The organism is Mesorhizobium sp. B2-1-1 (assembly GCF_006442975.2).
Taxonomy (GTDB): Bacteria; Pseudomonadota; Alphaproteobacteria; order Rhizobiales; family Rhizobiaceae; genus Mesorhizobium.
On record NZ_CP083954.1, the window covers coordinates 4,364,557 to 4,384,166 of the forward strand.

At 62.9% G+C, this 19,610-nt stretch carries 19 protein-coding genes and 1 pseudogene; 6 read left to right on the forward strand and 14 right to left on the reverse strand.

The window, feature by feature from the left end; genetic code table 11:
• The first annotated feature begins 42 nt into the window (after positions 1–42).
• The gene (locus tag FJ972_RS21565; protein ID WP_181168498.1) at positions 43–837 is read left to right on the forward strand and encodes a hypothetical protein; all 795 of its coding nucleotides are present in this window, start codon (positions 43–45) and stop codon (positions 835–837) included.
• Positions 838–941: 104 nt separating this feature from the next.
• Here FJ972_RS21565 and FJ972_RS21570 read toward each other — a convergent pair whose 3' ends face one another.
• Together FJ972_RS21570 and FJ972_RS21575 are read right to left on the reverse strand one after the other, a co-directional pair.
• Entirely contained in the window at positions 942–1,169 is a 228-nt protein-coding gene (locus FJ972_RS21570; protein ID WP_140494553.1) for a hypothetical protein, read from the reverse strand.
• Between the two features lie 52 nt (positions 1,170–1,221).
• Entirely contained in the window at positions 1,222–2,553 is a 1,332-nt protein-coding gene (locus FJ972_RS21575; RefSeq protein ID WP_140520677.1) for a dihydroorotase, read from the reverse strand.
• An 82-nt stretch (positions 2,554–2,635) separates the two neighbouring features.
• Between FJ972_RS21575 and FJ972_RS21580 the strand changes: the two genes are divergently transcribed.
• From FJ972_RS21580 to FJ972_RS21590, 3 genes are all read left to right on the forward strand, one after another.
• Positions 2,636–3,496 (forward strand): YgfZ/GcvT domain-containing protein, encoded by an 861-nt coding sequence (locus tag FJ972_RS21580; protein WP_140520678.1) that lies wholly within the window; start codon positions 2,636–2,638, stop codon positions 3,494–3,496.
• Entirely contained in the window at positions 3,496–4,128 is a 633-nt protein-coding gene (locus FJ972_RS21585; RefSeq protein WP_140517817.1) for an HD family hydrolase, read from the forward strand. The genes FJ972_RS21580 and FJ972_RS21585 overlap by 1 nt, the downstream gene beginning before the upstream one ends.
• A 64-nt stretch (positions 4,129–4,192) precedes the next feature.
• Positions 4,193–6,331, forward strand: a complete 2,139-nt coding sequence (locus tag FJ972_RS21590) for a putative bifunctional diguanylate cyclase/phosphodiesterase (RefSeq protein WP_140520679.1) — start codon at positions 4,193–4,195, stop codon at positions 6,329–6,331.
• Between the two features lie 9 nt (positions 6,332–6,340).
• Here FJ972_RS21590 and FJ972_RS21595 read toward each other — a convergent pair whose 3' ends face one another.
• Positions 6,341–7,231: a fatty acid desaturase family protein gene (locus tag FJ972_RS21595; protein WP_140520680.1), complete on the reverse strand. Its 891-nt coding sequence runs from the start codon at positions 7,229–7,231 to the stop codon at positions 6,341–6,343.
• A gap of 115 nt (positions 7,232–7,346) precedes the next feature.
• Between FJ972_RS21595 and FJ972_RS21600 the strand changes: the two genes are divergently transcribed.
• Positions 7,347–8,264 carry a LysR substrate-binding domain-containing protein gene (locus FJ972_RS21600; protein ID WP_140520681.1) on the forward strand — a complete coding sequence of 306 codons (918 nt, stop codon included), beginning with the start codon at positions 7,347–7,349 and terminating at the stop codon, positions 8,262–8,264.
• Positions 8,265–8,282: 18 nt separating this feature from the next.
• Here FJ972_RS21600 and FJ972_RS21605 read toward each other — a convergent pair whose 3' ends face one another.
• The 8 genes from FJ972_RS21605 to FJ972_RS21640 all read right to left on the reverse strand — a co-directional run bounded on the left by FJ972_RS21605 (position 8,283) and on the right by FJ972_RS21640 (position 16,267).
• Entirely contained in the window at positions 8,283–8,555 is a 273-nt protein-coding gene (locus tag FJ972_RS21605; RefSeq protein ID WP_140520682.1) for a DUF3303 domain-containing protein, read from the reverse strand.
• A gap of 19 nt (positions 8,556–8,574) precedes the next feature.
• Positions 8,575–10,038 (reverse strand): RimK family protein, encoded by a 1,464-nt coding sequence (locus FJ972_RS21610; protein WP_140494569.1) that lies wholly within the window; start codon positions 10,036–10,038, stop codon positions 8,575–8,577.
• Between the two features lie 5 nt (positions 10,039–10,043).
• Complete coding sequence (locus tag FJ972_RS21615; protein WP_140494571.1) at positions 10,044–11,141, reverse strand: GNAT family N-acetyltransferase/peptidase C39 family protein; 1,098 nt, start codon at positions 11,139–11,141, stop codon at positions 10,044–10,046.
• A 205-nt stretch (positions 11,142–11,346) separates the two neighbouring features.
• The gene (locus FJ972_RS21620; protein WP_140520683.1) at positions 11,347–12,138 is read right to left on the reverse strand and encodes an anti-sigma factor family protein; all 792 of its coding nucleotides are present in this window, start codon (positions 12,136–12,138) and stop codon (positions 11,347–11,349) included.
• Positions 12,139–12,140: 2 nt separating this feature from the next.
• A complete protein-coding gene (locus FJ972_RS21625) occupies positions 12,141–12,653 on the reverse strand; it encodes an RNA polymerase sigma factor (protein WP_140494575.1) in 513 nt (170 codons plus the stop codon).
• Positions 12,654–12,811: 158 nt separating this feature from the next.
• The gene (locus FJ972_RS21630) at positions 12,812–13,228 is read right to left on the reverse strand and encodes a type II toxin-antitoxin system VapC family toxin (RefSeq protein ID WP_140520684.1); all 417 of its coding nucleotides are present in this window, start codon (positions 13,226–13,228) and stop codon (positions 12,812–12,814) included.
• Positions 13,228–13,470, reverse strand: coding sequence for a type II toxin-antitoxin system VapB family antitoxin (locus FJ972_RS21635; RefSeq protein ID WP_140520954.1), 243 nt, complete (start codon positions 13,468–13,470; stop codon positions 13,228–13,230). Before FJ972_RS21635 ends, FJ972_RS21630 begins: the two co-directional genes overlap by 1 nt.
• A 52-nt stretch (positions 13,471–13,522) precedes the next feature.
• On the reverse strand, positions 13,523–16,267 hold the full coding sequence (locus FJ972_RS21640; protein WP_140520685.1) for a DUF2339 domain-containing protein: 2,745 nt from the start codon (positions 16,265–16,267) through the stop codon (positions 13,523–13,525).
• A gap of 255 nt (positions 16,268–16,522) precedes the next feature.
• Between FJ972_RS21640 and FJ972_RS21645 the strand changes: the two genes are divergently transcribed.
• Positions 16,523–16,987, forward strand: coding sequence for an NUDIX domain-containing protein (locus FJ972_RS21645; protein WP_140520686.1), 465 nt, complete (start codon positions 16,523–16,525; stop codon positions 16,985–16,987).
• Between the two features lie 46 nt (positions 16,988–17,033).
• Here FJ972_RS21645 and FJ972_RS21650 read toward each other — a convergent pair.
• From FJ972_RS21650 to FJ972_RS21660, 3 genes and pseudogenes are all read right to left on the reverse strand, one after another.
• Positions 17,034–17,529 (reverse strand): annotated as a pseudogene (locus tag FJ972_RS21650) (PaaI family thioesterase).
• A complete protein-coding gene (gene recO, locus FJ972_RS21655; RefSeq protein WP_140520687.1) occupies positions 17,526–18,296 on the reverse strand; it encodes a DNA repair protein RecO in 771 nt (256 codons plus the stop codon). Before recO ends, FJ972_RS21650 begins: the two are co-directional and overlap by 4 nt.
• Positions 18,297–18,427: 131 nt before the next feature.
• Positions 18,428–19,564, reverse strand: a complete 1,137-nt coding sequence (locus FJ972_RS21660; RefSeq protein ID WP_140517808.1) for a porin — start codon at positions 19,562–19,564, stop codon at positions 18,428–18,430.
• Positions 19,565–19,610: the final 46 nt, after the last annotated feature.

The window sequence follows — 19,610 nt, forward strand, 5'->3', positions numbered from 1 at the left end:
TGCCGCTCGGGCATCATGCCCGGAAGCAGGGAGAAACGGGCAGTGAATTTTTCGATGTCAGGCGAGCCGCGCGGCTTGGTCCTTTGCATCTGTTTCGCCGCGTGCAGTGCCGCGATTCCCTTGGTTGCGTGTCTGACAAGCAGTCCCGCTTATGCGCTGAGCGAGATCAAGCGCGAAGAACTCCCTTCGCCGGTCCAACCGATGGTAGACGACGACGTGTCGTCGCCGGGAAGCACCGTGCCGATACCCGATCCGGTCGGAACGCCATCTTCGACCAGCCAGCCAACCGCCCCGGACAAGGCCGAGCCGGTCACTCCGCCGAACGGCGACGGTGCCACCAACAGGCCGCGCGTCGATCCCGACGCGCCCACGCCGGAGGTCGTCTACGACCTCGGCAAGCTGCCTGAACCGGTGCGGCGCATGCATGACCTGATCATCGAAGCCTGCGAGAGCGGCGACGTCGAAAGACTGAGGCCTTTGATCGGCAAGGGCGACGGCATGACCCAATTGTCACTGACCGACATAGATGGCGACGCCATTACCTTCCTCAAGGGGCTCTCCGGCGACCAGGATGGCCAGGAGATTCTTGCCATACTGGAGGAGGTGCTCAATGCCGGCTATGTCCATGTCGATGCCGGGACGCCACAAGAGCTCTATGTCTGGCCGTATTTCTTCGCTCTACCCCTGGACAAGCTCGACGCCAGGCAACGGGTCGAGCTGTTCAAGATCGTCACCGCGAGCGACTTCGACGACATGAAGCAGTTCGGCGCCTACATCTTCTACCGCGTCGGCATCACGCCCGCTGGGCAATGGACGTTTTTCGTCGCAGGGGATTGAAACTCGGACACGCGAGTGCCTATTCGTGCGGATCGCCTCGTCGAATGGCTGCATCGGGCCCGTTAATATTCCAGTTGCGGAGAAATCAGGAAGGAAACGAAACTTCAGCCAGTGGTCAAAAGAATGCCCTGGCCGAATTTTTCCGCCAGGTTCTGGATAAGCAGCCTTTCAGATGTTGTAAGGCGCTCTTGATCGACAAACCGCCAGTTGCGCTCGTAGATGGCGAAAGCTTCCTCGGCAGGAATTGGGCGCGTTGCATCGCGGCTCCAGACGAGTGCCTGGAGCTCCGGAAACTCAGCGGGAACAATCATTGGCGTGATATCTGTGCGCATAACCCACTCAACTTAGTGGATCGTGCCTAAGAAATCCAACGATGTGAAATGGCTATGCGGGCAACGCCTCGGAGAACTCCACTGCCCTGCCCTGGCCCGGCGTCACGATCTCGCCCTCCCACATGATGCGCTGGCCTCGAATGACAGTGCCGACCGGCCAGCCGGTGACTTCCTTGCCGTCATAAGGCGTCCAGCCGGCCTTCGAGCCGGCTTGTGCATTGGTGATGGTCTCGCGCCGCTTCATGTCGACGATTGTGAAATCGGCATCATAGCCGGCGGCGATACGGCCTTTCCTGGCCATGCCGAAGATGCGCTGCGGGCCGTGGCTTGAAAGATCGACGAAGCGCTGCAAAGTCAGCCGACCGGCATTGACATGGTCGAGCATGATAGGCACCAGCGTCTGCACGCCGGTCATGCCCGAGGGCGATGCCGGATATGGTTTTGCTTTTTCGGCCAATGTGTGCGGTGCATGGTCGGAACCGAGTACGTCGACAATGCCTTGCGCGATTCCGTGCCAGACGCCGTCGCGATGGCGCGGGGCACGGACGGGCGGGTTCATCTGGATCAGCGTGCCGAGCCGTTTGTAGTCGTCCGCCGACAGTGTCAAATGGTGCGGTGTCGCCTCGCAGGTGGCGACATCCTTGTGCTGTTCGAGGAACAATATCTCCTCGGCCGTGGAGATGTGCAGGACGTGGATGCGGGCACGGGCGGCCCGCGCGACGCGCACCAGCCGCTCGGTGCAGCGCAAGGCGGCGATCTCGTCGCGCCAGACCGGATGCGATGAAGGATCGCCCTCGATGCGCTCGCCAAGGCGTTCGCGCAGCCGGAACTCGTCTTCCGAATGGAAAGCGGCGCGGCGGCGGGTGTTCCTGAGGATCGAGGCGACGCCTTCATCGTCCTCGACCAGCAGGTCGCCGGTGGACGAGCCCATGAAAACCTTTATCCCGGCCGCGCCCGGCAGGCGCTCGAGCTCGGCGACATCGTTGGCGTTGTCGCGGGTGCCGCCGACCCAGAAGGCGAAGTCGCAGTGCATACGGCCGGTGCCGCGTCGGACCTTGTCGGCAAGCGTTTCTTCGCTGGTGGTTAATGGATTGGTGTTGGGCATTTCGAACACGGCGGTGACGCCACCGAGCACCGCCGCCCGAGATCCAGTCTCCAGATCCTCCTTGTGCTCCAGTCCCGGCTCGCGGAAATGCACCTGGCTGTCGACGACGCCCGGAAGGATATGCAGGCCCCGGCAGTCGATCGTCTCGCCGGCCGAGGCCTGGCGCAGATCGCCGATGGCGGCGATGCGCCCATTCTTCACGCCGACATCGCGTTGCCCCTCGCCGTCATGGTTGACCACCATGCCGCCTGTCAGGATGAGGTCGTAGGTGTTGGCCATGCTGATCGATCTCTTGCAGGGGAAGTGTCAGCGGCTTACGTAATGGCCATCTGTTTTGCAAGATCAGGCTTTTATCCGCCCCATGCCCTTTGCCCTGCTGAAAGACCGCGCGCTGATCTCCGTCTCCGGTCCGGATGCCGAACACTTCCTGCAGAACATCCTGACCACCGATCTCGACGCGCTCGGCGCCGGCGAGGCAAAACCGGGCGCGCTTTTGACACCGCAAGGCAAGATCCTGTTTGACTTCCTGATCTCACGGGCCGGCGAAAACGCGTTCCGCCTCGAATGCCGCGCCGAGATCGCTGACGATTTCGTACGCCGGCTGATGCTGTACAAGTTGCGCGCCAAGGTCGAGATTGCCAAATCCGAACAGACGCTTGTCTCCATTGCCTGGGGAAATGAGTCAGCTCCCTCACAAAAGGATTCAACCGTGCTGGCCGACCGGCGCTTTCGCGATGAAAGCGTCACCCGCTCCTATGGCAGCGCTCAAGAGACTGACGACGGTGCCGCATGGCAGGCCTTGCGCATCGCGCATGGCATTGCCGAGAGCGGCACCGACTACCAGCTCGGCGACGCCTTCCCGCATGACGTGCTGCTCGACGAGACCGGTGGCGTCGGCTTCAGGAAGGGCTGCTATGTCGGCCAGGAGGTCGTCTCGCGCATGCAGCATCGTGGCACGGCAAGGCGGCGGGTGCTGATCGTCAGGGCCGAACGGGCCTTGCCTGAGGCCGGCGCCGAATTGACCGTCGACGGGCGATCGGTGGGCACTCTCGGCTCGAATGCCGGCACGATCGGCCTCGGCATCGCCCGTATCGACAGGGTCAAGACAGCGCTCGACGCCGGCCAGCCGATCCTGGCCGGAGACGTGCCGGTTACGGTGGCCATTCCACCTTTCGCCAAATTCAGCTTTCCCCAGGAAGCCGCCGGCACGGAGGAGGCCTGATGGCGGCCGACCGCATCGGTGCGCCGCCACGCGCCTGGCAGCGCATGCTGTCCGGCCGCCGGCTCGACTTGCTCGACCCCTCACCCCTCGATATCGAGATTTCGGACATCGCCCACGGGCTCGCCCGCGTCGCGCGCTGGAACGGCCAAACCCGCGGCGAGCACGCCTTCTCGGTCGCCCAGCATTCGTTGCTGGTGGAAGCGCTGTTTTGCGACCTGATGCCCGATGCGCCGGCGGACGCCCGGCTTATGGCATTGCTGCACGATGCGCCCGAATATGTAATCGGCGACATGATCTCGCCATTCAAATCGGTGATGGGCGGCAGTTATAAGGACTGTGAACTGCGCTTGCAGCGCGCCATCCATCTGCGCTTCTCGCTACCGCCGGAACCAGGCGCCGGCCTGCGCAAGGAGATCAAGCGCGCGGACCAGATCGCCGCCTATTTCGAGGCAACGCTGCTCGCCGGCTTTTCGACCGCGGAGGCGACCGAGTTCTTCGGTCGTCCACGCGGCTTCAGTGCCGAGCGCTTCGATTTCACGCCGCGCTCGGTAACCTGGGCACAGAATGCCTTCCTGAAGCGTTTTTCCGCGATCGAGAAGTCGCGGCGCAAGGTTGCTACGGCGGTAGGGTAGAAAACGCTAAATTAACCGGAACAGCCGACAGTGCGGTGTTCGATCACGAGCCGCAGGCACGCTCATGCCCGTCGTTGACGACAAGGATGGTTCGACCGTCCCTGAACAGGGGGCCGAAGGCGTGGATCGTCGTGATATGGAAGACGAACTGCGCGAACAAAACGAACGCTTTTCGGCCGCCGTCGAGAACATGTCGCATGGTCTTTGCATGTTCGACGCCGACGAGCGCATGATCATCTGCAACGGCAACTATATCAACATCTTCTGCCTCGACGCCAACGTGGCGCAGCCGGGCATCCATTTCATCGACATCCTGCGGCACAGCGTCGATGTCGGCATCGCCTCGCAAAGCGCCGAAGAACTTTACGCCATCCGCAAGCCCTATATCGATGGAGCGAAACCCTCGACCTATGAGGAGGCGCTCTCTGATGGACGCATCATCAGCATCTCGCACCGGCCATTGGCATCGGGCGGCTGGGTTTCGATCTACGAAGACATCACCGAGCAGCGGCGCGCCGAACAGGATCTCAAGGAACAGCATCGCCGCTTCGACGCGGCGCTCGCGAACATGTCGCAGGGCCTGCTGATGTATGACGCCGGCGGCAGGCTGATCGTACGCAATCAGCGCATCCTGGAGCTTTATGGTGTGACCGAGGCGGATCTGCCGCTCGGCATGACTCACCGCGAACTCCTCGAACGGCTGGTGCGGCTTGGCGTCTATGCGCCCATAGATGTCGAGGACGAAGTTTCGAGGACCGAGGCTCGCGTGCTGGCCGGCCAGACGCGGTCGACCCCCCGCCGGCTCGCCGACGGACGAACGCTGATGGTTGCCCGCCGGCCGATGAGCGGCGGCGGCTGGGTCGCCACTTTCGACGACGTGACCGAGAGCAGGCTTGCCGAGGAGCGCATGACCCATCTTGCGCATCACGACGTGCTGACCGGGTTGCCCAATCGCTCGGTGTTTCGCGACCGGCTCGACCGGGCACTGGAGGATGCGGCCGCGGGACCGCTGGCAATCTTCTCGCTCGACCTCGACCGCTTCAAGGTCGTCAACGATACGCTGGGACATCCGGCTGGCGACCGGCTGCTGAAAGGCGTGGCCGCAAGACTGCTGCGCTGCGTGGACAACGACGCAGATATCGTCGCCCGTTTTGGCGGCGACGAGTTCGTGATCGTCCAGTTCAACGTCGAGGGCCTGGCCAGCGCGGAAAAACTGGCGAAACGCATTGTCGAGGCCATCGCCAAACCATTTCATGACAAGAGCCGGGACATGCATGTTGGCGTCAGCGTTGGCATCGCGCTTTCTCCCGGCGATGGCAGGGACGCCGATACATTGCTGACAAACGCCGACATGGCGCTCTACCGGGCAAAAAGCGAAGGGCGCAACCTGTACCGTTTCTTCGAGCCCGGCATGGATGCCACGGTGCGCGCGCGCCGGGCGCTCGAAGCCGATCTCGATACGGCGCTGCCGAGCCGGGAATTCGATCTCGATTTCCAACCGATCATGGCCATAGCTTCGGGCGAGATTGTCGGCGCCGAGGCCCTGATGCGCTGGCATTCGCCGTCGCGCGGCACTGTGGCGCCGGACGAATTCATTCCGGTCGCCGAGGAAACCGGGCTGATCGTGCCGCTTGGCGAATGGGCGCTGAGAAAGGCCTGTGCGACGGCGGCAGCCTGGCCACCTGGCCTGCGCATTGCGGTCAATGTCTCCGCCGTGCAGCTCAAAAGCGGCGGCTTTGCTCGCAGCGTCATCTCCGCCCTGGCCTTTTCAGGCGTGCCGGCCGGACGACTGGAACTGGAGATCACCGAAACCGTGCTGATGGACGAGAGCAAAGCCGTCCTGAAGACGCTGCGACAGTTGCGTGAACTCGGCATCCGCATCGCGCTCGACGACTTTGGCACCGGCTATTCCTCACTCGGCTATCTCAGGCGCTTTCCCGTCGACAAGATCAAGATCGATCGTTCCTTCATCTCCGACATCGGCAATCTCGACACCGCAGCGATCGTGCGCACCATCATCGGACTGGGCGCCGAACTGGGCATCACCGTCACCGCCGAAGGCGTAGAAACCGAAGCACAGCTCGACATGCTGCGCCGAAACGGCTGCGTGGAGGCGCAAGGCTATCTGATCGGCGTGCCGTCAAAGGCGGCGGAGATTCAGCACCTGTTGAAATCGGGCGCGGTGCGCAGCCAGACCGGCTGACGCCATAAATCAGCGCAGCGTCTCGATGTATTTTTCATGGAAGCCGATATAACCCGGCTCGACAACCTTCAGATGCCGCTCGATCAGCGCATGAAACTCCGGCAACCGGTGGAAGGGCACGCCCGGATAGGCGTGATGCTCGGCATGGAAGGGCATGTTCCAGGCAAGCTTGCGCACAGCCCAGTTGGTCAGCGTCGTCCTGGTATTCTCCAGCATGTTTGCGACGAAGGGGCAGCGACCATGCTCGGCCAGCAGATAGAGCCGCAGGAACGGCTGGCCGAGCAGCGCGGGAAAGATCCAGACATGGAGCAGCACCTTCGCCTTGAACCACAGCGCGAGCATCAGCACGACGGCGTAGAAGGCAATCATCGCGCGCGCCTCGGCGCGTACCTTCGGACGCCCCTTGGGGGGCACGTAGCTGTCCTGGCAACGTCCCACAGCATTGGCGTAGAGCGTCTTCAAATGCCCCAACCACACTGGAAGTCCGGAAACGTGGACCAGGTACTGCCGCCAGGTTTCCGGCTTCGGGAAAGCCAGTTCCGGATCGCGTTCGGGATCCTGTGTGAAACGGTGATGGGCGAAATGGAAATAGCGGAACCAGTCGGCCGGCAGCGCGATCGCCAGGCTGCAGACACGCGCGACTGCGTCGTTCAGCCATTGCCTTTCGAAAGCCGTGCGATGCACCGTCTCATGCAGCAGCGTGAACAGGAACACGATCAGTATGCCTTGCGGCAGCATCAGCAGCGGCCAGAACGGCACCTTGGCGGCGATCAACGATCCGAGGAGCAGGATCGCGCCGAGGTGGAAAGCGAGCTGAACAAGGCCGGGCCCATCCGACTTGCCGGTTAGCCGGCTGCGCTCCTCATTCGTCAGCGAGGCGATCACGTCACGATGATCCATAGGGGCATTCCGGCTGATTGAATTCATTCGGTCAGCATACCCCAGCAAGAAACCTTTCTAACAACGAGGATTTCTGCAATATAGATAAGCTGAGCTTATCTTTTTGGTCACCGCCATGGTTGCACTGCCATCGTTGCGAGGTCTTCAGGCCTTCGAGGCGGCTGCGCGCACCGGCAGCTTCGCCGCGGCGGCGGAAGAGCTATCGGTCTCGGCCGCCGCAGTCAGCCAGCTCATCCGCATCGTCGAGGAGCAAGTTGGCCGCAAGCTCTTCCACCGCGCCAACCGGCGTGTCGTCCTGAGCGAGGCTGGCGTCGAGATGCTGCCTCGATTGACCATGGCCTTCCAGGAAATCGGCAGCGTCTCGCGCCAGCTTGCAGGCGATGCGTTCCGCCCGCGGCTCGTTGTCTCGGTCCCTCCGTCCATGGCCATGGGCTGGCTTTCCGAGCGCCTTGCCGGCTTCATCGCCATCCACGGTGCCGTCGACATATCTCTCAGGGGCGATGACGACCCGGTGTCGTTCGACCGCGACCTGATCGACGTCAGGCTCTCCTACGGTCCGCACTATCGTGAGCACCCGATCGAGGACATTGTCCAGGACGCGGTCTATCCCGTCTGCGCGCCAAAGCTTGCCAGCGTGCTGAAGGCGGATGGCGGTCCGCTCGCCGGGCTGCCCCTGATCCACACCGACTGGGGACCGACCGGCGCATCCTTTCCCTCATGGCGCAGCTGGTTCGAGGCGGCCGGCATCGCGCCTGGGCGCGGCATTCAGCGCGGCCTATCGGCAAACTCCTCGCGCGCGGCGCTCGACCTCGCCATTTCGGGACTGGGCGTGGCGCTGGCGCAAGGGATCTATTGCGCCGAGGCCGTGGAGGACGGCCGGCTGGTCCGGCCTGTCGCCAAGGCGATTGCGCTGCGCCAGCCCTATTGCCTGACGATTCCGCAGCGGAGCGCAAGAAGGGACGTCGTGGCGGCGTTCCGTGACTGGCTGGTCGATGAATGCCAGCGCGCGGTGGGCTCGCCGGCGCTCCGCTGAGCCGGCAAGCGGCGATGGTCAGAGGTGCCCGCTCAATGCCTCGACCATGTCCTTGTTCGCCGCCACGGGCACGATCTCGAACTCCACCAGATCCGCCCACTCGATCACCCAGCGCTGCAGCAGCGTGACGTCGTCGGTCTCCACCAGCAGGAAACAGCGGCTCATGTCCGCCGCGATCCAGCTATGGTGCACCAGAAGCTCCTCGGGGTTCAGGCGACCGTAATCGCGGAAGCGGCGGTAGATCTCCTTGCGGTCGCAGCCGCGAAAATCCTCGGTCACCAAAAACAGCATCTCTGCCCCAATCGGATAATTATCGGCCCGGCCGCTCCAAACGTTCCAGGAACCATTGCGTCAGCCGTACCCAGACCTCGTCCTTCTCGCCGGAGTCCTCCCAGCCATGATCGAGGTTGGGATTGTCGTTGACCTCGATGACGAAGACGCCGTCCTTGGTCTCCTTGAGGTCGACGCCGTAGAGGCCGTCGCCGATGCAGCGCGCCGCCTTGACTGCCGTCTCGACGACATGGGGCGGCGTCTCCTTCAGCGTGAAGGTCTTGATGCCGCCCTGGTCGGGCTTGCCGCTGGCCTTGTGGTTGACGATCTGCCAGTGCTTCTTGGCCATTAGGTAATGTACGGCAAACAGCGGTTGGCCGCCGAGCACGCCGACACGCCAGTCATATTCGGTCGGGATGAATTTCTGCGCGATCAGAAGATCGGAATCCTCCAGCCATTCGGTGGCGAGTGTCTTCAATTCCTCGAAATTGGCGCATTTCTTGACGCCGCGCGAGAAGGAGGAATCCGGGATTTTCAGCACCAGCGGAAAACCCAGCGTCTGCGCCGCGAGTTCAAGGTCGGAAGTGCCGGCTATCATCACGGTCGGCGGAACCGGCACCTTGTTGTAGGCCATCAGCTCGTTGAGATAGACCTTGTTGGTGCAGCGGATCATCGACAGCGGGTCGTCGATGACCGGCATGCCTTCCTGCTGGGCGCGGCGCGCGAAACGATAGGTATGGTTGGAGATCGAGGTGGTTTCGCGGATGAACAGCGCGTCGTAATTGGCGAGCTTGGCGAGGTCCCTCTTGGTGATCGGCTCGATTTCGACGCCCATCTTTTCGGCGATCCTGGCCCAGTAGCGCAGCGAGGAGATTTCCGAGGGCGGCAATTCCTCATGCGGATCGACCAGCGTGGCGAAAGTGTAGCGCGCCGGCGTGCGGCCCTTGGTGTCGCGCCATTCGCGATTGGTATAGGTGTCCAGGCATTGCAGGAAGAAGCTCTCCTCCTCCTCGGTCATGCGCGCAAGGGGATGAAAGCCGATCTTGCGGATCGAGGCCCACTCGGCGCTGTCCTTGATGTGGACCTCGAGCGCCGGCGCGCGGAACCAGTCGAACAGGAGCTTGGCGAATCGGTCCCACACCTTGGACGGGCCAATGCCGAAGAAGATGCAGACCTTCGCCGGAAAAGCGCCGCCAAGATCCTTGCGGCACTTGTTGAGCGCCAGCTCCAGTTCGGGCAGCGCATGTTCGTAAAGCTTGCGCTCCGACAGATCGATCATGGTTTCTACGGTCGGGATGACCTTGTGGCCGCGCGAACCCGCCAGCAGCGAGGCATAATAGCCGCGGCTCTGGTAGCCGTAATTGTTCGACAGGTTGATGACCTTGGGACGCTGGCCGCGAAACAGCGCCGGATGCGCGAGATAGTCGCGGTTGGTGATAATCTTGTGCGGTGTCGCCACCTGGTCGAGATCGCTCTGCCGGCCAGTTAAGATAACCCAGGTCATTGTTATCAGCGCTTCCCCAGAGTGATGGCGGCGCGCAGTCCGTCGCGGCCGAACTGCGCCATGTTCATAAAGATGCCGTAAGGCACGGGAATGTTGGCGGCATCAAGGATGGTCTCCTGCCTCTCGTCCTCAACCCAGGGATCGTGGATCAGGATATGGTCACCGTCGTCGCCGATGGCCAACACCCAGTGCGGCACCTTCTTGCCGAACATCAGGAAGCCGCTGATCAGCACCAGCACCAATTTTCCTTTCGCGATCGCGGCGCGAATGTCGTCGATGGTGAATGAACGGTAATTCACCGGGATGCCGTAAAGTTCCGCGCGTCGGCGAAAGTCGACCTGGGCCAGTTCCATCACCCGGCGCTTGTCCGCGCTGCGCACCGACTGGAGGAACAACGCGCCGTAGAACGACACGTAAATCTCGGCCGCAAGGCCGCTCTCATAGCCGGCGACCGCGAGGCCGAACGGCTCGCAGCCACCCGGGCCCGACATCATGAAGACGGTCGTCGCTTCGCGCCAAAGACGAATTTCCCTGACCGGGTCCGGTACGAAGTCGTGATCGAAATTGCCCATGGCCATCATCAGGCAGCAGGGACCGCAAGTGAATTCGCAGGTCTGCTGGTAGAACGGCACGCTGGTGGCGGCCGGAAGTTCGCCGCGCAAGGTCTTCTCGTAGCGCAGCGCCGTGGCGCCGTCCTCGTAGTAATCGGGTTCGCGGCCGATCTTGCGGTAGCCGGCCCGCTCGTAGATGCTGATGGCGCGGGCATTATCCTCCCGCACTTCTAGGCGCAGCATCATGCGATCGTGTTCGAAGGCCGCCTCCTCCGCCGCCACTAGCAACCGGCGGCCGATGCCGAGGGCGCCAAAAAAGGGACTGGTGGCGATCGAATAAAGGCGCGCCACGCCGCTGCCCTTGCGAAACAGCACAATCGCATAACCGGCGACGCGGCCATCTCTTTCGGCGACCAGCGTCTCGGCGGTCTCGCGCTCGATGAACTGTCGGAAGGAGCGACGGGAAATGCGGTCGCTGGAGAAAACAGCTTTCTCGATGGCGGCGAGATCATCGACGTCAGTCGCGCGGGCCGTGCGAATCTCGGCAGGCATGCGGGCTTGGAAAACCTCGATTGGGTTGTGATGAAGGCCCTATTCGAAACGTCCAGACACCAGCCCAAAACGGCAGCGCCCATCCAGCGCTATCGCACCTCGATTAGGGCCGAATTGTGACAGATTGGCGCCAGCCCGGGAGGACAAAGGCTTTGAACCAGGTCACCGTTTTCGAGTAGGCGGCGGCGCCAAAAAACGATGCTGTTCAACTCGCCAGGCCGGCCAGAAGCTGGCTGTAGGCGCTCTTGGCCACGATGGCCAATTGCTCGCGCGGCACTGAGCCGACGACAGCGCAGCCATAGCCCTTGTCCAGCCAGTAGACGGCCTGCGGGCCGGCTTGCGCCGAAGCGTAGGTCCCCCTGGCGTTCTCCACCGATTCGGCCGTTACAAAGAGCGATATGCGCTCGCCCTTGTCGTCTTCATAGAGCAGCATTGCCGCCTTGCTCTCGCCAGCCGGCAGCAACCTGCCGCCGACCAGTTGGAACCCGCTGCCGGTCAAGTCCGGCGCAACCAGCTTCAATCCGACCCGGTTGGACAGCCAGGTCAGCAGATGATCCTTGTCGCTTGCCGGCACTTCCACCGCATGCCGCTTCTCGGCGGCATAGATGACATGCGCGGCGATCGCCTGCTCGGCCAACTGATCCTCGGCCTGATCTTCCCGGCCAATACCGTCGCTGCCGGCAAAGTAGCCGCCAAGCCCGCCCGCGGCCAGTAGACCGGCAGCGGCGGCGGCAAGCCACCAGCGCGAGCGTGGCATTGGCGTCCTGGCTGGCGTCTCGCCAAGCACCACCTTGCGCAACCGCACCGGCACCGGCTCGTGGATCACGCCAGCGAAGGCATCTCGCAATGCCGTCCTGTCGGCGATGAAACGGGCGCTTTTCGCCTTCATCTCGGGAGTGGCGTCGAGCCATGCGTCATAGGCGGCGCGCTCATCGGCCGGCAACTCGCCGTCGAGTGCCATGTGGATGTCGCGTTCGGAGAAATCGCGGCGGATCATTTCTAGACGATCCTTATCGAACGGCGGCGTGCCGTGTCGTCCAGCAGTCCGCGCAACTCCTCGCGCCCGCGCGCGATGCGCGACATCAGCGTTCCCGCCGGCACTCCCAGGATGTTGGCGGCCTCGGCATAGGAAAAGCCTTCGATCGCGACCATGACGAGTGCGGCACGGCGGTCGGGGCTGATCGCCTGCAATGCGTCGACGATCTCGCGCGAGGCGATGCTTTCCACCTGCTCGGCCGGCTGTGCAACCGCCTCGCCCGCTTCCAGCGACAGCATCGCGGCTTCGCCGCGCCGGTTCACTTTGCGCATCTGGTCAATGAACAAATGATGCATGATCGTAAACAGCCACCTCCTGGGGCTTTCTCCCGTCTGCCAGTTGTCGAGCCGCATGAGGGCCCGTTCGAGACAGTCCTGGACGAGATCGTCGGCGGCATCGCGGTCGCGCAACAACGAGCGTGCGTAGCGGCGCAGGCGCGGTATTTCGCCGAGGATTGCTGCCTTCTTTTCGTCCATGACCGCTGGTTTTCGGAATTGCCCTATTCATCAGATTGAACGCGCCTTCGCGGCGCGACGCAAGCAGCCAGTGCGAAGCGGTCCACCGCCCCGGTCACCCAAGCAATGATGTAACGATGGGAGCGGCGGGTTTATTCCCGCAATCAACAGGAGGCCAACTACGCCAAATCGGTCTTGAGAAAGTCATTGCCTTTAAAGAGCAACGGAACATCAAGAGCCTTGGCGCAGGCGTAGGAAAAGCAATCACCAAAATTAAGGTCGGCCGGATGACCGACCGCTTTGCTGTACCGGATGCTGGCATCAATGGCGCGCCCACCGATATCCTCGTTGATGGTTACATTGCGAGCGTCGATCTCAACAATGAACGCATCGACCAGATTGCGCGCCGCAGACAGCATTCCGGGAGTCGGCTTTTTGGCACCGGCATTCACTCGCCCGAGGGCAAGCGTAGCTTCGAGCCGAACAAGCGCTGAAATGTACAGCTGACCGTCGACGTCGGCGATCCGCTTCAGCAATTCCTCCCAACCCGATTCCTTGGCGAGAATTGCAACGACAACCGATGCGTCGACAAACATCAGTCTTCCCACATCTCGTCCATGAATGCCTTCATATCGAAGGTGGTGTCGGACGGCCCCAACGCCGCTGCTTGCGCTTGAAGAACGGCAATCCTCTCCCGCAGCGGTTTGCGGGCGCGGCTTCGTTCAAGTTCGTGCAAAAGCGCGGTTCGCACGGCTTCCGTTTTGCTCGGCGCATTCGTCTCGCGCTGCAATTTCGTCGCCAGCGCATCTACCTCATCGTCGCGGATATAGAGCGGCATATGAATATCTCCGTGAATATTCATATATTCCATTTTGAATATTCAAACAATCCTAACCCTCACGCCCCTTCGCCACCCTGGTCAAAAGCCGCTGGTAAAACAGGCCGATGCCAATCAGCACGGCGCCAAGGCCGATGAAGGACAGCGCGCGAAGCACACCCTCCAGCTCCGACATGTCGAAGAGGAACACCTTCAGTACGGCGACCGCAATCAATGCGGCCGAGGCGATGCGCAGCACCTGCGATTTCAGCCAGACGCCGGCGGTCAGCAGCGCCACGCCGATGATCAGCCAGAGTGCCGAATAGGTGTAGGTTTCCAACTGGCCAAGGCCGCTCCACAAGCCGATGAACTCACCCTTGAACAGGCGCCGCACCGACAACGTGGCATAGGCGAAGGCAAGCAGGGCCGCCACCAGCGCCAGCATGGCGGCATACCATTTCGGCCGCTTGTTGCGGGCATAGAGCGCAAGCCCTCCGGCCGCGACCGCCGGCAGCAGATAGGCGAGGAACAACAGGTTGAAGACCGGGATCTGCCCGGTCGACTCGTCGGTGAAAAGCGGGTTCAGCACCAGGAAATGCTGCACGACGATGAAGGCGACCGAGATCACGCCCGCCGCCATGGACCCGTAGCGCAGCACGGAACTTGGCGAGCGCCTGTCGATGGCCACGAGTATGGCGCCGGCGCCGATCGCGATCAGCGTGTAGATGGCCTGTTCGGCAAGTGTGGGCGCATCGCTGTTGAGGACACCGCCACGCATGGCGTGGCGCACCAGCATGGCAAGCGTCAGCAGTGCAAACAGCGCCGCCGAAGCTTCCATGGCCAGGCGCGGCCGGCCGTCGGTGGTGCGGGCCAGTTGCCAGGCGGCGAAAGCGAAGGCGAGCGCCGGCACGCCATAGCCCGGCAGCAGCCAGTTGAAAACCGGGGTCGTCGACAGGAACTCGGGGCCAACGACGGTCGGATCGAAGATGACACGTCCAAGCACCGCCGCGACCGCGCCGACCGAAATCCAGCCGAGCACCGGATAGGAACGCCAGCGCGTGGCCAGCGCCGGCACGATTGCGGCCGCACCAAGCAGGATGGTTGTCCAGCCGGAACTGAAGGCCATATGCAGCATCAGCAGGCCTGCGAGCGCGGCTCCGCCGAGCGCGAAGAATACGGCCGCCCTGCCCTGCAACGGCGGTTGCTCGCCGCGCGCGATCCACTCGCCGCCGGCAGCGAAAACCACGACCAGCAGCGCCGCCACGGCGGCGTAGGCAAGATCGCGGTCGAGATTGCCGAACGTGAACCAGAGTGCCAGCAGGACGACCAACGGCACGATGACGCCCCACGCCGCCCATGACGCAGCGCGGAAGTGGGTCGCAGCGGCAAATTTGCGGGCGGCCCAGAAACCGGCGCCGATGAAGACAAGGCCAAGCGCAACACCGATGCGCAAGGTCAGTGCGTTCGATGTCGCCAGGGGCACGGCATCGATGCCCAAGACGTCGCCTGAAAAATCAGAAGCGATCGAAGTCGGCGGGATGATCCCGAGATAGATCAGCACCGTCACCAGTCCCGCCGCATAGAGCAGTGGCAGCGCCGGGGGGCGGTAGAGCGCGACGGCCACCATCGCGGCGAGCACGACGGCTCCCGGCAAGGCATCGCCGGCAGCGACGAAGGCCGGATCGACCGAAAGGCCCAGCGCCGAGAGGGCAACAAACAGGCCCGGCGCGACGGACGGCCAGTCGAAAGCCGTGGCTGATCCGCCTTCGTCGCTGCGGCGGCCGAGCCAGACGAAGGCGAGCACGGCCAGCGTGACGGTGTTCACGAACAGGATCACGGATAAATTCGCGCCCGGCGCATCGGTCATATAGAGGATCGTCCAGATGCCGGTACCGACAAAGGCCGCCGTCATCAGCAACTTCCAATCGCGCATGCGGGCAATGACGCCGCTGGCGGCAAGCACGATCGCCAGATAGCCGAACAGGGCCCAGGGATTGGGCGCCTGAGAGGCAATCAGCATCGGCGTCACCATGGCGCCGACGAGGCCGATACCAGCCAGCGCCTGGCCGTGGACAAGGGCGGCGGCAATCGTCGCTATGCCGATGGCGCCGAGCAGCGTGAAGGCGAGCGCCGGCCCGATAAATCCGTAGATGCCATGTGCGGCATAGACGGCGCCGAACAGGATGAAGGCGCCCGCCGCAGTCAGGATCGCCGGGATGTAGGCGCCTGCGGCGCCTTGCACGGGCACCCTGAAGCCGGTGCGGCGAATGAATTCGCCGGCTGCAATCAGCACAAGGCCGAGCAGCCCGGCCATGGTCAGCCGCACACCGGGGCCGAAAATTCCGGCTTCGATCGTGTAGCGGATGAGAAACAGGCCGCCCAGCGCCAGTGCCAAACCGCCGACCCAGACCGCCCAGCGGGTGCCGAGCGCCGTTTCGATATCGGGTTTGCCGGGCGCTTTCACCGCTGCGACAGGCTCGGATTCTGCTGCCTTGGGCGCCGCCTCGCCTGGTGTCCATGGTCCCGGCTTGACCTCGTCCGTCGCGGCGTCGGTTTCCAGAGCCGGCAGCGCCTGCCCGGTGGCTGCCTCGCTGGCCGTTGGCGAAACGACCACGGCCGCAGCAACAACGGCTTCGGCCGGCTGGCCCTCGGTCGCCGCCGGTTCGGACTGCTTGGCGAGAGGCGGCACGGCGCCGGAAAGGACGAGGCTCCGCAGTGCGCCTAGCTCACGCTCGATCAGTCCGATGCGGCTCTGCTGGCGCGAAATGATGACGAACAGCGCGATGATGGCGACAAGGCCGATCAGGCTTTCAAACATGGCGGCTCCCCCAAACCAGACCAGTTGCTACTGACAATCAAATGTGGCCTGCAAACGACCAGCCAACGGCCGTCGGATCGGCGGCTGGAAAGATCGAGCATGTTTCGGCGTCGAAAGCCAGCGGCTTGCGCCCATTGGCCCTCGGCATCGCTTGCGAATGGCCGGTTTCCGGAACATTGCCTGCCAAACCCGCAGCCGATGGCCTATGATACCTTGGCCGCAAAGGGTTCTCCAAGCGACGTCATGGGAATACGTATGCCGCAACGAAGCGCAGGACTGCTGATCTACCGGCGAAACGCCGGGGCCCTCCAGTTCCTGCTCGTCCATCCGGGTGGACCGTTCTGGGCAAGAAAAGACGAGGGGGCATGGTCTATCCCCAAAGGGCTCGTCGACGAAGGCGAGGACGAGTTGAAAGCCGCCCGACGTGAGGCGGAAGAAGAACTCGGCGTCGCCATCAACGGCGACTTCCAGCCTGTCGGCAGTTATCGGCAGCCTGGCGGCAAGATCGTGAGTGCGTGGAGCGTCGAGGCCGATGTCGACACCGATGCCATCAGAAGCAACATGTTCACCATGGAGTGGCCGCCAAGGTCGGGATCCATGAAGGCATTTCCCGAAGTTGACCGGGCCGGTTGGTTTTCAGAGTTGGAGGCCGGTCTCAAGATACTCAAAGGCCAGCGCGCGATCCTGGACGATTTCGTGGAACGGCAAAAAGCCGGATAGGCGCCTGCTGTTCTCACCGGTCGTCCAGTGCGTGTTTGGACGATCCTTATCGTGCCGCCAGATTGGCGGCCGGGAAGATCGAGCATGTCTCGGTGCCGAAAGCCAGCAACTTGCCGCCGGCATCCTTCAACGTCGCCTCGGATACCGCCAGCGTGCGACCCTTGTGAATAACCTTGCCCTCACAGACCACCTCTCCGGTCCTGGGCGTGATCGGCCGCGTCAGGTTCACCTTGAATTCCGCCGTCGTATAGGCCTCGCCTTTTGCGAGCAGCGTCTGCACGGCGCAGGCAAGCGCCGAATCGAGCAGTGTCGCCGCCCAGCCGCCATGCACGCCCCCCAACGGGTTCAGGTGGCGCTCGTTCGGCACACCCCGAAACACGGCACGGGAAGCTGAGCTGGAAGGAAATCGGCGGCGCCGGATATTTGCCATCGATGATGCGCTGCAAAAGTTCCAGGCCGGTGTAGGCAAGCATGTCGGCATGCGGAATGGTGCCGAGGCCGAGCGGCGAGACCCGGCCTGGATAAAGTTCCACTTCGCTCATGTGATGATTTCTCTCGCGGCGGTTTCTCCCGACAGGCCTTTTGTCGTGTGGTGCTTCCGCAGCGCGGCGAGGAAGCCGGAGCGCGCGTCCGGCTGCTCGATGCCGCGCGGCTCGTAGACGTGACGGGTGAAGAAGAAGCCGGTGAGCCGGAAGGCATCCTGGATCGCCGCCGGATCGGCGCGCAGGCCGGAGCCACGCAGGAAGGCCGGCAGCGCCAGCATCTTGTCGCACCAGGGCGCGCCGGCTTCCCGCGACACCGCTCGGCCCGATTTCGGCGAGACATAGGCAAGATCCTGCCGCGTGCCGGTCGCGGCGCACTGGCTGAGATCGAGACCGAAACCCAGTTCGTCGAGGATCAGGAGCTCGAAACGGGCCACCAGTTCGCCGGCCGCATCGACGTCATCGAGATGCACGATCATCACCGACAGCGCCTCGTAGAGGCCGCCATGGGCGTCGCGCTCGGGCAGCAGGCGCAGATGCGCGGCCATGGTCTGCAGGCCATACACGGCGACCGCACTCTCCATCAACCTGGCCGCATTCATCTCGATCGCTTCGGCCTGGAACGTGCCTAGGTGCTCATCAAGGCGCGCCCGCCAAAGCAGGTCGACACGGTTGCCGGGCTGGAGAACAGGCTGCTGCTTGCGCGAGCGCCCGCCACGCACGAGGCCGAGATGGCGGCCATGCGCACGCGTCATCACCTCGAGGATGGCGCTGGTTTCGCCATGCTTGCGGGTGCCGAGAATGATTCCCTCGTCGCGCCATTCCATGCCTGGAGCATTTCACCGATCGGGTGGCGAAATCAAGGTACGGGCTTGGTGCCTGGGCTGGCTCTCGCAAGGGTGCATAAAAAGCCGCCCGCAGCATAGCTGCGGGCGGTCTGGTGGGGTCAGTCGATCCGTTAGAACGAGCGCTGGAAGCGGAGGATGCCGCCGACGCTGCTCTTCTTGTCGGCCTTGGTCCAGTTGTTGAAGTCGGCGTCGTCGAATTTTCCTGCATTGAGGTAATCGACTTCAGCCGTGATCGTGTAACCGGGCACAATCGTGTATGCGACGTTGGCAGCGACGCCGAGGTTCTTCCAGTCGTCATAGGAGATCTGGGCGTTGAACGAGGTCTTGTCGTTGAACTTGTAGGTGCCGCCACCCCAGATCGCCCAGTTTCCGCCCCACGGCTTGTATTGGGTGCGGCCCGTGCCGAAGTCGTTGATGTTGTCGTTGGTGCCGTAGCCGCCCATGACGAACAGCGTCAATTCCTTGCCGACATTGACGTCCAAGCGAACCTTGCCGGCCACTTCCTCGTAGTTGCTGTCATAGGCGACGACGCCGGTGACCGCACCCCAGTCGCCCTTGTACTTCAAGCCGCCGACGACATGCGGAACATAGCTGTCGATCGTGTTGACGCCGGTACCTTCTTCGAGCGAGACCACGGCCGAGAAGCCGCTGCCAGCGTCGAAATAGTACTGCACGACGTTGGTATCCTTGATACCGTACGGGATGATCGTGTCCTGGATGACGTTGCCGGCATAGCCGATAAACGAATCGTATGCCGTTTCATCCTTACCGACGCGCAGGCCGCCGAGCTGAATCCAGGCGAAGTTGAGGGTCGTCGCCTTGTTGCCGGCCTGCCAGCCAGTGCCGCCAGTCTCATAGTCGCCGCTGCTGTTGCCAAATTGAAAGCGAGTCTCGGTGTAGGTCTTCAACGTACCGAGCTCGGTTTCCTGGCCGGTCCAGGTCTTCAGCGCGAAGCGCATGTTCTTGTAGTAGGTGTCGTGGCTATCGCCGTCCATGTGATCGGCAACGTTGTTGACGCCATCCAGCGTGCCGCTGTCCCCGACGCCTATGTCATAGCGGAGATAGCCGCCGATGCGCAGGCAGGTCTCGGTGCCGGGGATATAGAAGTAGCCGGCGCCGTAGACGTCGCAGATCCTGACGTATTCAGCGGGTTCCGGCTCGGCGACGACGACAGCGTCGGCGGCGCGAGCGCCGGAGACCGCGATCAGTGCCGCGGCTGAGCCGAGAAGAAGGCTCTTGATGTTCATTTTCTGACCTCTCCAGTCAAAGTTAAAAATGGCTTCGGATTTTGGT

Coding starts and splice junctions, on each gene's coding strand:
- FJ972_RS21570 (WP_140494553.1), bottom strand. CDS start 1,169: ATGCGCACAGATATCACGCCAATGATTGTTCCCGCTGAGTTTCCGGAG.
- FJ972_RS21575 (WP_140520677.1), bottom strand. CDS start 2,553: ATGGCCAACACCTACGACCTCATCCTGACAGGCGGCATGGTGGTCAAC.
- FJ972_RS21580 (WP_140520678.1), top strand. CDS start 2,636: ATGCCCTTTGCCCTGCTGAAAGACCGCGCGCTGATCTCCGTCTCCGGT.
- FJ972_RS21585 (WP_140517817.1), top strand. CDS start 3,496: ATGGCGGCCGACCGCATCGGTGCGCCGCCACGCGCCTGGCAGCGCATG.
- FJ972_RS21590 (WP_140520679.1), top strand. CDS start 4,193: ATGCCCGTCGTTGACGACAAGGATGGTTCGACCGTCCCTGAACAGGGG.
- FJ972_RS21595 (WP_140520680.1), bottom strand. CDS start 7,231: ATGGATCATCGTGACGTGATCGCCTCGCTGACGAATGAGGAGCGCAGC.
- FJ972_RS21600 (WP_140520681.1), top strand. CDS start 7,347: ATGGTTGCACTGCCATCGTTGCGAGGTCTTCAGGCCTTCGAGGCGGCT.
- FJ972_RS21605 (WP_140520682.1), bottom strand. CDS start 8,555: ATGCTGTTTTTGGTGACCGAGGATTTTCGCGGCTGCGACCGCAAGGAG.
- FJ972_RS21610 (WP_140494569.1), bottom strand. CDS start 10,038: ATGACCTGGGTTATCTTAACTGGCCGGCAGAGCGATCTCGACCAGGTG.
- FJ972_RS21615 (WP_140494571.1), bottom strand. CDS start 11,141: ATGCCTGCCGAGATTCGCACGGCCCGCGCGACTGACGTCGATGATCTC.
- FJ972_RS21620 (WP_140520683.1), bottom strand. CDS start 12,138: ATGATCCGCCGCGATTTCTCCGAACGCGACATCCACATGGCACTCGAC.
- FJ972_RS21625 (WP_140494575.1), bottom strand. CDS start 12,653: ATGGACGAAAAGAAGGCAGCAATCCTCGGCGAAATACCGCGCCTGCGC.
- FJ972_RS21630 (WP_140520684.1), bottom strand. CDS start 13,228: ATGTTTGTCGACGCATCGGTTGTCGTTGCAATTCTCGCCAAGGAATCG.
- FJ972_RS21635 (WP_140520954.1), bottom strand. CDS start 13,470: ATGCCGCTCTATATCCGCGACGATGAGGTAGATGCGCTGGCGACGAAA.
- FJ972_RS21640 (WP_140520685.1), bottom strand. CDS start 16,267: ATGTTTGAAAGCCTGATCGGCCTTGTCGCCATCATCGCGCTGTTCGTC.
- FJ972_RS21645 (WP_140520686.1), top strand. CDS start 16,523: ATGCCGCAACGAAGCGCAGGACTGCTGATCTACCGGCGAAACGCCGGG.
- recO (WP_140520687.1), bottom strand. CDS start 18,296: ATGGAATGGCGCGACGAGGGAATCATTCTCGGCACCCGCAAGCATGGC.
- FJ972_RS21660 (WP_140517808.1), bottom strand. CDS start 19,564: ATGAACATCAAGAGCCTTCTTCTCGGCTCAGCCGCGGCACTGATCGCG.